This window comes from Pseudotamlana agarivorans (assembly GCF_018860245.1).
Lineage (GTDB): Bacteria > Bacteroidota > Bacteroidia > Flavobacteriales > Flavobacteriaceae > Pseudotamlana > Pseudotamlana agarivorans_A.
In genome coordinates this window covers 93,475-105,675 of record NZ_JAHKPD010000025.1, presented here as the reverse complement: position 1 = coordinate 105,675, position 12,201 = coordinate 93,475, and the positions used below count along the sequence as shown (strand labels likewise).

Sequence of the window (12,201 nt, the reverse complement as noted above, 5' to 3'; positions counted from 1 at the left end):
ACGGTGTTCGATTTCGAAATACATAACCATTTCAAAAAGAAGTTTGTTTATAGTAATCCTTCAATAGAAAGATAACGCTCACCTGTGTCGTAATTCATAGTTAAAACAACATCACTTTCCTTAAAGTTTGATAATTGTTTTCTAACAGCGGCTAATGAAGCGCCTGTAGAGATACCAACTAGAATACCTTCTGTTTTAGCAATGTTTTGAACTTCAGCGAAAGCTTCTTCTTTGGTAATTCTAACAGCACCATCTATAGCGTTTTTGTTAAATACTTCAGGGAAAAAACCTGGCCCGATCCCTTGTAAAGGATGTGGCCCTGGTTCACCACCAGAAATAATGGGCGAATCGTCAGGCTCAACAGCAAGGACTTTTAAGTTCGAAAATTTCTCTTTTAGAACTTCCGAAATCCCAGTAATATGGCCGCCTGTTCCAACGCCAGTAATCAAATAATCCAAACCATCAGGGAAATCTTTAGCGATCTCTAAAGCCGTTGTTTTTCTGTGGACTTCAGGATTCGAAGGGTTTGTAAATTGCGAAGGCATCCATGCGTTTTTTGTGGTTTCAACCAATTCATTTGCTTTGGCTATAGTACCACCCAAACCTTGTTCTTTCGGAGTTAATACTAAGTTTGCTCCGTAAGCGGCCATTAAGGCGCGTCTTTCAACAGACATAGATTCTGGCATCACTAAGGTAAGCTTGTAACCCTTTATAGCGCAAACCATAGCCAAACCAACACCTGTATTTCCTGAAGTTGGTTCAATAATTTCGGTATCCTTAGTTAAGAGGTTCTTTTTTTCAGCATCTTCAATCATAGAAAGTGCAATTCTATCCTTAATGCTTCCACCTGGATTTGCTTTTTCAAGTTTCATCCAAACATGAGCTTTTGGAAATAGCTTGCTTAATCTAACCACAGGCGTATCGCCTATGTTTTCTAATATGTTATTGATTTTCATTTATTATAAATCTTAAATAGTTTCTACGTTGAATTTATTTTATAATGGCTGTTTTTTCAGAAGTGTTTCTTGACCAAATTTTATAACGTACTTCATAGCCTTTTGGTGTGTAAACAACAATAGGTAATTTGCTGTTATAGCGTACAATTTCACCTTGAGTTTGCACAAATGCTTGGTGTTTTGAATTATCTGGGCACATACGTCTTGTGCTTGCAATTTGTCCGTTTGTGTCGAAATTATAATAAGAATAGCCCCAGCCAGATACGGTTTCTGCTTTAAAAGAGCCAGATAATGTGCTTTGGTTACAGTCTACTTCAGCCATTTTACCGGCATAGATTTCCACTTTAAAATCAAAATCATCTTCTGTTTTAGGCAGGTTTATAATATGTCTAAGTTGATTGTTATTAGCCTTTGGATACATACTAATGTCGTGTGTGACTGTTTCTGATTTAGGCATAGCATCTTCTTTTTTATTTGTTGTGTTTTGTGCTTTACAGCTGCAAACCAATAGAATTATTGAAAGCATTAAAATATTTAATTTCATAACTTTTGTTTTTATAGAATGCCGGCATTCTTGGTTAATTGAGTTTTCAACTTTACAATAACTATTTCTTTTTTGCTGTGAGTTCTGCGATTTTACAAATCACTTCTGTCGCTTTTATGATGCTTTCTACTGGCACATATTCGTAACGACCATGAAAATGATGTCCACCAGCAAAAATATTTGGACAAGGTAACCCCATATAACTCAGTTGTGCCCCATCAGTTCCACCTCGAATGGCCTTAATATGTGGCTTGATACCAACCTGTTTCATGGCTTCTTCTGCAATATCTACAATATGCATTACGGGTTCAATTTTTTCAAGCATGTTGAAATATTGATCTTTAATTTCTGTAGAAACCACCTCATATCCGTATTGCGAATTGAGCTCGTTGGTAAGCTTAAGCATCACTTCTTTTCGAGCTTCAAAATGTCCACGATCATGATCGCGAATAATATATTCTAGTACGGTTTCTTCAACTTCACCTTTCATATTATGTAAATGGAAGAAACCTTGATACCCTTCGGTATGTTCTGGGGTTTCCATCCTTGGTAAGGAGTTAATAAACTCTGTAGCAATATACATCGAGTTTATTAATTTGCCTTTAGCATAACCTGGGTGCACGATCTTTCCTTTTACTTTAACAATCGCCCCTGCCGCATTAAAATTTTCGTATTCCAGTTCACCAACTTGACTGCCATCCATGGTGTAAGCCCAGTCTGCTCCAAATTTTTTGACATCAAATTTATGAGCACCTCTACCAATTTCTTCATCCGGTGTAAAACCAACTTTAATCGTACCGTGTTTTATTTCGAGGTGATTGATTAAATATTCCATAGCCGAAATAATTTCACAAATTCCAGCTTTATCATCGGCGCCTAAAAGTGTGGTGCCGTCTGTTGTAATTAAAGTCTGGCCAACATAAAGGTTTAAATCTTCAAAATAATCTGGAGATAAAACGATATTTTCGGCTGCGTTTAGCACAATATCTTTACCGTCATATTTATCTATAATTTGTGGATTTACGTTAGCGCCTGTAAAATCTGGTGAGGTGTCGAAGTGCGAAATAAATCCGATAGTTGGAACCTCATGATCTACATTGCTAGGTAAGGTGGCCATGATGTAGGCATTGTTATCTATACTAACATCAGATAGTCCAATGGTCTTTAATTCTTCAACCAGTTTATTGGCTAAATCCCATTGTTTTTCTGTGCTAGGCGTGCTATTTGAATTTGGATCAGATTCGGTATCTACAGTAACATAACTAACAAAACGTTTTATAATGTGTTCTTTTGAGATCATTCTAAATAAAATTAAGGGATTAACTTGTAAACCTGTTGGTTTTCAGTGCTATAATTGTTTGAAAATTGAACATCTAATTTACGAATATTAATTTTTTTTGGCTTAACATTTAGTTGATTTTTTATTTAGATTAATTAGCGGTATTTTTGCACAAATAATAAAGATGTACAAACTTTTACTTCGCCCTTTATTTTTCTTGTTCGATCCTGAAAAAATTCACCATTTCACCTTTTCTTTAATAAAAATAACTTCAAAAATCCCTGGTGTTTCTGCCTTATTTAGAAGTTTATATGTGATTGAAGATAAGCGCCTGGAACGTAAATTATTCGGACTTACTTTTAAAAACCCAGTGGGATTAGCAGCTGGATTTGATAAAAATGCCGTGCTTTATAACGAGTTGGCCAATTTCGGATTTGGTTTTATTGAAATAGGAACAGTAACACCTAAAGGTCAGGAAGGTAATCCTAAGAAACGCTTGTTCAGATTAAAAGACGATCAAGGGATTATAAACCGTATGGGCTTTAATAATGAAGGATTAGATGCTGCTATTTCTCAGTTGAAGAATAACCAAGGTAAATTGATCATTGGTGGTAATATTGGTAAAAATACAACCACAAAACCTGAAGATTATACTAAAGATTATCTAGAGTGCTTTAATGCGCTGCACCCTTACGTAGACTATTTTGTGCTTAATGTAAGTTGCCCTAATGTAGGGAGTCACGCCAAATTAAATGATAAAGATTATCTTTTAGAACTAATTGGTGCGGTACAAACGGCGAATAAAAACTTCGATAAACAAAAACCAATTGTACTTAAAATCGCCCCGGATTTAAATAACATTCAGTTAGATGAAATCATCGAATTGGTTAATGAAACCAATCTAGATGGCGTTATAGCTAGTAATACCTCTACGGATAGAAGCGGTTTAAAAGCTTCAGATGAATTATTAGAATCTATTGGAAACGGTGGTTTAAGCGGAAAGCCGGTTAAAGAAAAAAGTACAGCCGTTATTAAATACCTATCAGAAAAAAGTAATAAAGCTTTCCCTATAATTGGAGTGGGAGGTGTGCATTCCGGAACAGATGCGCTTGAAAAGTTAGAAGCTGGTGCCGATCTAGTACAAATTTATACTGGTTTTATTTATGAAGGTCCTGGCTTGATAAAGGAAATCAATAAGGCGGTTTTAAAGCAATAACGCGTCATGCCGATCGCGATTCGGCAACTCATTATATTGATAATACGATTTATGAAGCGCCCCTGAATTAAATGCAGGGTGACGATAGGCTATCTTTTGCTCTTGCTTTCAAGTATGCTAAAGAGATGTGATTAGCGTTTTCAATTTATTAAATAATAAATATTACTTTTATCTTCCATTTAGAAGTTTATGTCTGCACCAATAAAAATTATTGAATGTCCTAGAGATGCCATGCAGGGCATAAAACAATTAATTCCAACCGCTCAAAAGGTTCAATATATCCAATCATTATTACGTGTTGGTTATGATACCATTGACTTTGGAAGCTTTGTGTCGCCAAAGGCCATACCACAAATGGCTGATACTGCAGAGGTTTTAAGGCAGTTAGATTTAAGCAAAACGACTAGTAAACTTTTAGCCATAATCGCTAATACGCGAGGTGCTATAGATGCGAGTAAGTATCAAGAAGTTAATTATTTAGGCTATCCGTTTTCAATTTCAGAAAACTTCCAAATGCGGAATACGCATAAAACGATTGCGCAATCAGTAATTACCCTTTCTGAAATTTTAGAAATCGCCGATCAAGCCAATAAAGAAGTAGTCGTTTATATTTCAATGGGCTTTGGAAACCCGTATGGAGACCCTTGGAATGTTGATATCGTAGGCGAGTGGACCTCCAAATTGGCTAAAATGGGCGTGAAAATATTATCATTAAGCGATACCGTAGGTTCTTCTACACCAGAAACTATCAATTATTTGTTTTCTAATTTAATTCCTGAATATTCTCAAATTGAATTTGGTGCTCATCTTCATACAAACCCAAAAACTTGGTTTGAAAAAATTGATGCCGCATATGATGCTGGTTGTACACGCTATGATGGTGCAATACAAGGTTTTGGAGGTTGCCCAATGGCAAAAGATGAGTTGATTGGCAACATGCCCACCGAGAAATTATTATCTTATTTTACGACTAAACAAAAAAATAACCTGAACGCCCTAAGCTTTGAAAGTGCCTTTAATGAAGCCTCAAAAATCTTTAAGGTTTATTACTAATTCTTCATTTATTTAAATTTAATCTAAATAAATTTTGTCTAACTGCTATTGAGTTTTATATTTGCAGCTGAAAATTGACTGCTGTTTACAATCAGTCTAAATAAAAATAAAAACCAATATTAAGTTTATAATGAAAAAATTAGTTTTAAGTCTATTTGTAGTATCTGCTTTATTTCAATCGTGTACAAATGATGATGACGGTGGAGATAATGGAAACAATGTTGATGCTCCTGAAACCTACGTGTTTACAAGAGATGGAAATTCAACAGTAAGTTTTTCTGGTCAAACCACTAGAATTCAAATGGCAGAAGAAATTGTTACTGCATTAAAAGATAATGGTTCTTCACAAGCCCAAATTGACGCGATGTTTGCGCATATTGAAAATGCTAATGATTTTTCAGATGCAGATTTGAATGCTTCAAATAAAAGTGTAAAAAGTAAAGTGGCGGCGTCTACAGATTATTTTTCAACAAATACTACAGTATCTAACGAAATTAAAGCGGAGTTCGATTCTTGGATTTCGGGACAAGTTAATAGTGTATTCCCAAATTGGGGGGCTGTAGCTTCTCAGGGTAACGCTGGTGCAATTCAGCAAACAAGTGGAACCATTCGTTACGTAAATGCAGAAGGATTAGAATACAACCAAGCTTTCGCGAAAGGGCTTATTGGTGGTTTAATGATTGATCAAATATTAAATAATTACTTAGGAACAGCTGTTTTAGATGCTGGTTCGAATAAAGAAAATAATGATGCAGGAGTTTTAGAATCTGGTAAAGATTATACAACCATGGAGCACAAATGGGATGAGGCTTACGGTTACTTATATGGTGCTGAAGTTAACCCTGCTGAGCCAGAATTAGGTGCAGATCAATTTTTAAGCGAATATTTAGATCGTGTAAGTGCAGATCCTGATTTTGATGGTTTAGATGAAGATGTTTATAATGCTTTTAAATTAGGTAGAGCTGCGATTACAGAAGGAGAGTATACTGTACGTGATGAGCAAGTTGAAATTTTAAGAGAACGTATTTCTTTGGTTCCTGCTGTGCGTGCCGTTTACTATTTACAATCTGGAAAAAACAGTTTAACTGCAGATAAAGCTTCTGCATTTCACGCTTTATCTGAAGCCTACGGATTTATTTATAGCTTACAATTCACAAGAGATAACGCCACTGACGGCCCTTATTTTACAAAGGATGAGGTAGACGGAATGCTAGCCGATTTAATGGGGAATAATGGTTTTTGGGGCGTTTCAGAAACTACTTTAAATGAGTTATCTGATGACATTTCTGCAAGGTTTGGTTTTTCAACTGAAGCTGCAGCAGATGCATCTAACTAAGTAAAAGATTTTTATAAACAGCAAATGAATTAATACATTTGCTGTTTTGCTATTTTTGCCAATATTTATAAGATATGTTTACATTAAGAAAAGTTTTTTTAGCCCTAAGCGTCGTTATGTTTTTTAATGCCTGTAGTTCATCTTCTTCAGATGATAATGGTACAGACGGAAAGGATGCCTACGATAGAGGTGAATTGTTATTAAATTTAGCCGATAATATTATCGTTCCTGCTTTTTTAGATTTAAACACTAAACTTAAAACGCTTAAAACCGATAAAGACAATTTTATTGCAACTCCAAATCAAACGAACTTGGAAACTTTAAGAGGTTCTTGGTTAGCGGCTTATAAAGTGTGGCAATCTGTTGAAATGTTTAATATTGGTAAAGCCGAATCAATGCTGTACGGTTTTCAAATGAATGTGTATCCTACTTCTGTGCAAGAGGTAGAAACCAATATAGCAAACGGAACATACGATTTAACACACCCAAATAATAATGATGCCGTTGGTTTTCCTGCGGTAGATTACTTATTGTACGGTGTTGCTGCTGATGAGGCTTCAATTGTAGCAAAATATACAGATGCTAAATATCAAACGTATTTATCTGATGTTATTGATCAGATGCAAAATCTAACAGAGATCGTGTTAAACGATTGGACGACTTCTTACCGTGATGCTTTTGTAAAAGAAACCGGAAACACTGGAACTAGTAGTGTTAATAAAATAGTTAACGATTATAATTTTTATTATGAAAGTCGTTTAAGAGCAGCTAAGATTGCTATTCCTATTGGTCATTTCTCTAACACACCGCTACCAGAAAAGATAGAGGCTTTTTACAATCAAGAAGTGTCAAAAATATTAATTCAAGACGCTTTAAATGCTGTTCAAGATTTCTTTAATGGTAAAGCGTATAAAGGATCTTCTAAAGGGGAAAGCTTTTATTCGTACTTAGTGTATTTAGAGCGTGATGATATCGCCACTTTAATAAATTCAAGATTTAATGACGCAAGAACTAGAATTGACGTAGTAGATGCCAATTTTTATTCGCAAATTAATACAGATAATTCTAAAATGACTATGATTTACGATGCTTTGCAATTAGCCGTAGTCTCGTTAAAATCGGATATGATGGCTGTATTTCAAGTGAGTTTGGATGAAGGGTATCAAGATAATGATGGTGATTAATCATATATAAAAAAATAACTTTTAAAGCTATCTATAAAGAAACTCCTTTGCAGATAGCTTTTTCACATTTATAGCCATGACTTTTAAATCATATTTTAACCAGTATACCAATGCGGCACCATTAGCGGTGTTCAGGATGCTATTTGGTTTGATGATGTGCTATGGCATGATTCGGTTTTGGTATCATGGTTGGATAGATACTTTATACATTCAGCCAAAATTTAACTTTACTTATTTCGGTTTTGAGTGGGTAAAACCCTTAGGTAATTACACTTATTTATTATTTATTATTTGCGCGCTTTCAGCAATTTTTGTGGCTATTGGTTTAAAATATAGGCTCGCAATAATTACTTTTTTTCTCAGTTTTACTTACATCGAATTGATGGATAAAACCACCTATCTCAATCATTACTACTTTATTAGTTTAATGGCGTTTTTAATGATTTTTCTTCCCGCTAACGCACAGCTTTCAATAGATAATTTAATTAGAAAGCGATCTTATCAAAACATTCCAAAATGGACTATTGATGCTGTAAAGCTACTTTTAGGGATTGTGTATTTTTATGCAGGCTTGGCCAAATTAAATAGTGATTGGTTATTACAGGCGATGCCTTTAAAAATATGGTTGCCTTCTAAATATGATTTACCACTAATAGGTGATACTTTGATGCATCAAACTTGGTTTCAATACGCGATGAGTTGGAGCGGTATGCTTTATGATTTGGCGATTCCATTTTTGTTACTTTACAAACCCACGCGCAGATTCGCTTTTTTATTGGTAGTCATTTTTCATGTGTTTACACGTGTTTTGTTTCCTATCGGGATGTTTCCATTTGTAATGATTGCCTCAACATTAATTTTCTTTGAAGCTGGGTTTCATAAAAAAATTATCCGCCTTATAAAAGATGTATTTCAAAACCTTAAACCTTCAACATTAATTGCAACGCAATCCAATTATAAATACACCTTTAAGAAGCCACTTGTTGCTTTTATCGGGTTGTTTTTTGTGTTTCAATTGGCGTTTCCGTTTCGTTATTTATTATATCCAGGCGAACTTTTTTGGACCGAAGAAGGGTACCGTTTTTCATGGCGTGTCATGCTTATGGAAAAAATGGGAATATCTACCTTTAAAATTGTTGATGCCAAAACGGGTAACTTTTTTTATGTAGACAATAAAGATTTTTTAACCCCTTTTCAGGAAAAGCAAATGGGGTCTCAACCTGATTTTATTTTAGAATACGCTCATTATTTGGGCGATCATTTTACAGCACAAGGGCATAAAAACGTACAAGTTTTTGTTGAAAGTTATGTAACATTAAATGGCAGATTAAGCGCGCCATATATAGATAAAACAGTAGATTTGTACCAAGAAAAAGAATCATTTAAACCCAAGCACTGGATCTTACCTTTTAACGATGACATTAAAGGCCTATAAATTATTATTCACGCTATTTTTCAGCATCTCACTATATGCACAAAACCCTGTAAATGGTGTTGTTGTATTTTCTGAAACTCAAAAACCTGTTGCCGATGTTCAGATATATGATAAAGCTTCAGGGGAAAAAGCAGTTACAGATGCCAAGGGGTATTTTAGTTTTCAAACTTCTAAAAAAGGACTGACTTTAGTATTTTTTTCTTATGAATATGAAACTAAAGAGATTACGATAAGCACTTCAGAAGCCGAAAATTTAAGGATTGAATTACAGGATCTAACCACCAAACTTTCTGAAGTTGAAATTACCGCTAGAAAAGAAAGAGTTTTTGAGATGCAACGCTTAAATGATGTGGAAGAAACCGCTATCTACGCCGGAAAAAAAACCGAAGTGGTTCTAGTAGATCAGTCTATGGCGAATTTAGCCTCTAATAATGCCCGTCAAATTTTTAGTCAGGTTGCTGGTTTAAATATTTATCAAAATGATGATGCTGGTTTACAGTTAAATGTTGGTGGTCGTGGTTTGGATCCCAATAGAACGGCAAATTTTAACACCAGACAAAATGGTTATGATATCAGCGCCGATGTTTTAGGTTATCCAGAAAGTTATTATACCCCAGCTTCAGAAGGTTTGTCAGAAATTCAGGTCATTCGAGGTGCTGCTTCTTTGCAATACGGAACACAGTTTGGAGGTTTGATAAACTTCAAAATGAAGGCACCTAATCCTAATAAACCCATTGAGGTTATTACCAGAAATACGGTTGGAAGTTTTGGGCTATATACCAACTTTACAAGTTTAAGTGGTACCAGTGATAAATGGAGCTACTACAGCTATTTTAACTATAAGAAAGGGGATGGGTTTAGACCCAATTCGGAGTTTGAATCAAAAAATGTTTTTGCTCAAATAGGGTATCAGTTTAATAAGAAAACTTCATTAACAGGCGATGTTTCTTATTTGCATTATTTGGCGCAACAAGGAGGTGGTTTAACCGATGATATGTTTGAAGACGACCCGTTGCAAAGTAATAGAGAAAGAAACTGGTTTAAAGTGAATTGGTTGCTCTATAATTTAAAATTTGCGCACGAATTTACAGAAAACACCAATTTTACTTTTAACTTTTTTGGTTTACAAGCATCTAGAAAAGCCTTAGGGTTTCGTACCAATCGAGTTAATCAAGCCGATCCAGGAGGTGTACGCGATTTAATAGTTGGGGATTTTAATAATTTCGGATTTGAATCACGCTTATTAAGTAAGTATGAAGTTTTTGATAAGGATGCTACTTTTTTAATTGGAACCAAGTTTTATAAGGCCAATAACTTCCAAGAGCAAGGGCCAGGAAGCGATGGTGTTGGTCCAGATTTTAAATTCGCCTCGAATGATTTTCCTTATTATAAAAACCAATCACGATTTGATTTGCCTAACCTTAATGTGTCAGTTTTTGGAGAAAATATTTTCTATGTAACCGATAAATTTTCAGTAACACCAGGATTCCGTTTTGAGTATATAAAAACGCAAAGCGATGGTTACTATAAGAATTTTAATTTGGATAGTGCTGGAAATGTCATTTTTGAAGAAACTATTGAAGAAGATCAAAATTTTGAACGTGCCTTTGTGTTGTTAGGTTTGGGGCTAAGTTATAAAGCTAATGCTAACCTAGAATTTTATGGGAATATTTCACAGAATTACCGTTCGGTAACATTTTCAGATATTAATGTTACTAACCCTGCATTTACTATCAATCCTGATATTAGCGACGAAAGTGGTTTTACGGCCGATATGGGTATGCGAGGCACTTACGGTAGCTTTCTGTCGTACGATTTAGGTGCGTTTGGCTTGTTTTATAAGGATAGAATTGGATTCGTGCAAACTGTATTGCCTGATGGTAAAATTGTGGCCGAACGTGGGAACATTGGTGATGCCGTGATGTATGGCGTAGAATCCTTATTCGATTTTAATTTGAAATCTATCATTGGTTTAAATAATGATTTTAAACTGAATTATTTTATAAACTCTTCTTTTATAGCATCAGAATATACCCATTCAGAACAAGCTGGTATTGTGGGTAACAAAGTAGAATTTGTGCCAGATTTAAATTTTAAAACTGGCTTACGTGGTGGATATAAAAACGTGTTAGGAAGTATTCAGTATACCTATTTAGGAAGTCAATTTACCGATGCAACTAATTCTGTTACGCCTAGTTTAAGTGGGGTAATTGGAGAAATTCCTGCTTACGATGTTTTAGATATCTCACTGTCTTATAGCTATAAACGATTCAAACTAGAAACGGGTTTAAACAATGTTTTAGACAACAGCTACTTCACGCGTCGTGCAACGGGTTATCCAGGTCCTGGTATTATTCCTTCGGCACCTAGAAACTGGTATGCTACTTTGGAGATAAAAATTTAAAAATAACTCGTATTTTTAAGTCTTAAACCCATGTGCAATGCGATATATTTTTTCAGTAGGTTTTCTTTTGGTATGCTGCTTTGGGCATGCTAAAGAATGGAAATCATTAAATGCCTTTGAAAAAGTAAACGGCAAAAGGGAATTAAGAGCTACCGACTGGTTAAAATCGGATCGCAGGCGAAATACGCAAGTTTGGCAGAATGCTAATATTTACAATTTACAGCACAATTATTTTTTGGAATACGAAACCATAAAGGAGCGTCGCGATTTTTACAAATGGTTTTTTTCTAAAATGGAAGCAAGACATTGTGAGGTCGTTTGGCCCAAGATGGCGTATTATATATCGAATAAATTACGACTAGTAAATGCGTTTCCTTTTAGCGTATTTACAACAAAAAGTGTCAAATCCTACGCATATCAAGGCAGTGAAACCGTTTTTAACCATGCTTTTAAAACTTTGAAGGCCTTGTATTTGAGTGAAGACGTTTTGAAATCTAATGCGGCGATGCAATGGGATGAATCCATAATCCATAAAGAACAATACATTTGGTTAAAAGGTATTTATGAAGGTATAGATGATAAAGGACTTCGTACTATAGAACGCATGGCAAAAGGCAAAGGTTTCTATTGCGTTTTGGTTCCTAAAAAAATTCGTTTTAAATCTGATATTAGTGTGACCAAAAACCGATATGATTACGCACTGCATGTACTTAGAGATTTTTGTGAAAATCATTAGTAATATATTTAGAGGTACAACAAAGTTTAATGTACCTAAATAAAGCATGCCTATTCGC

At 34.9% G+C, this 12,201-nt stretch carries 10 protein-coding genes; 7 read left to right on the top strand and 3 right to left on the bottom strand.

Features of this window, described 5'->3' with window-relative positions; genetic code table 11:
- Positions 1–47: 47 nt before the first annotated feature.
- From cysK to pepT, 3 genes are all read right to left on the bottom strand, one after another.
- Complete coding sequence (cysK, locus tag KO493_RS15460; RefSeq protein WP_216068887.1) at positions 48–956, bottom strand: cysteine synthase A; 909 nt, start codon at positions 954–956, stop codon at positions 48–50.
- 34 nt (positions 957–990) lie between these two features.
- Positions 991–1,500 (bottom strand): serine protease inhibitor ecotin, encoded by a 510-nt coding sequence (gene eco, locus KO493_RS15455; protein WP_216068886.1) that lies wholly within the window; start codon positions 1,498–1,500, stop codon positions 991–993.
- A gap of 61 nt (positions 1,501–1,561) precedes the next feature.
- Complete coding sequence (pepT, locus tag KO493_RS15450) at positions 1,562–2,800, bottom strand: peptidase T (RefSeq protein ID WP_216068885.1); 1,239 nt, start codon at positions 2,798–2,800, stop codon at positions 1,562–1,564.
- A 163-nt stretch (positions 2,801–2,963) separates the two neighbouring features.
- Between pepT and KO493_RS15445 the strand changes: the two genes are divergently transcribed.
- The 7 genes from KO493_RS15445 (at position 2,964) to KO493_RS15415 (ending at position 12,143) form a co-directional block, all read left to right on the top strand.
- Positions 2,964–3,995 (top strand): quinone-dependent dihydroorotate dehydrogenase, encoded by a 1,032-nt coding sequence (locus KO493_RS15445; protein WP_216068884.1) that lies wholly within the window; start codon positions 2,964–2,966, stop codon positions 3,993–3,995.
- Between the two features lie 189 nt (positions 3,996–4,184).
- The gene (locus KO493_RS15440; protein WP_216068883.1) at positions 4,185–5,048 is read left to right on the top strand and encodes a hydroxymethylglutaryl-CoA lyase; all 864 of its coding nucleotides are present in this window, start codon (positions 4,185–4,187) and stop codon (positions 5,046–5,048) included.
- Positions 5,049–5,178: 130 nt separating this feature from the next.
- Positions 5,179–6,384 carry a DUF4856 domain-containing protein gene (locus KO493_RS15435; protein ID WP_216068882.1) on the top strand — a complete coding sequence of 402 codons (1,206 nt, stop codon included), beginning with the start codon at positions 5,179–5,181 and terminating at the stop codon, positions 6,382–6,384.
- A gap of 74 nt (positions 6,385–6,458) precedes the next feature.
- Complete coding sequence (locus KO493_RS15430) at positions 6,459–7,568, top strand: imelysin family protein (RefSeq protein WP_216068881.1); 1,110 nt, start codon at positions 6,459–6,461, stop codon at positions 7,566–7,568.
- A 76-nt stretch (positions 7,569–7,644) separates the two neighbouring features.
- On the top strand, positions 7,645–9,003 hold the full coding sequence (locus KO493_RS15425; RefSeq protein WP_216068880.1) for an HTTM domain-containing protein: 1,359 nt from the start codon (positions 7,645–7,647) through the stop codon (positions 9,001–9,003).
- The gene (locus KO493_RS15420; RefSeq protein WP_216068879.1) at positions 8,984–11,407 is read left to right on the top strand and encodes a TonB-dependent receptor domain-containing protein; all 2,424 of its coding nucleotides are present in this window, start codon (positions 8,984–8,986) and stop codon (positions 11,405–11,407) included. Before KO493_RS15425 ends, KO493_RS15420 begins: the two co-directional genes overlap by 20 nt.
- Before the next feature lie 37 nt (positions 11,408–11,444).
- On the top strand, positions 11,445–12,143 hold the full coding sequence (locus tag KO493_RS15415) for an Insecticidal toxin complex protein (RefSeq protein WP_216068878.1): 699 nt from the start codon (positions 11,445–11,447) through the stop codon (positions 12,141–12,143).
- Positions 12,144–12,201: the final 58 nt, after the last annotated feature.

What these genes read in the sequence shown, in the direction of transcription:
- cysK (WP_216068887.1), bottom strand. Translation starts at nt 956, where the DNA reads ATGAAAATCAATAACATATTAGAAAACATAGGCGATACGCCTGTGGTT.
- eco (WP_216068886.1), bottom strand. Translation starts at nt 1,500, where the DNA reads ATGAAATTAAATATTTTAATGCTTTCAATAATTCTATTGGTTTGCAGC.
- pepT (WP_216068885.1), bottom strand. Translation starts at nt 2,800, where the DNA reads ATGATCTCAAAAGAACACATTATAAAACGTTTTGTTAGTTATGTTACT.
- KO493_RS15445 (WP_216068884.1), top strand. Translation starts at nt 2,964, where the DNA reads ATGTACAAACTTTTACTTCGCCCTTTATTTTTCTTGTTCGATCCTGAA.
- KO493_RS15440 (WP_216068883.1), top strand. Translation starts at nt 4,185, where the DNA reads ATGTCTGCACCAATAAAAATTATTGAATGTCCTAGAGATGCCATGCAG.
- KO493_RS15435 (WP_216068882.1), top strand. Translation starts at nt 5,179, where the DNA reads ATGAAAAAATTAGTTTTAAGTCTATTTGTAGTATCTGCTTTATTTCAA.
- KO493_RS15430 (WP_216068881.1), top strand. Translation starts at nt 6,459, where the DNA reads ATGTTTACATTAAGAAAAGTTTTTTTAGCCCTAAGCGTCGTTATGTTT.
- KO493_RS15425 (WP_216068880.1), top strand. Translation starts at nt 7,645, where the DNA reads ATGACTTTTAAATCATATTTTAACCAGTATACCAATGCGGCACCATTA.
- KO493_RS15420 (WP_216068879.1), top strand. Translation starts at nt 8,984, where the DNA reads ATGACATTAAAGGCCTATAAATTATTATTCACGCTATTTTTCAGCATC.
- KO493_RS15415 (WP_216068878.1), top strand. Translation starts at nt 11,445, where the DNA reads ATGCGATATATTTTTTCAGTAGGTTTTCTTTTGGTATGCTGCTTTGGG.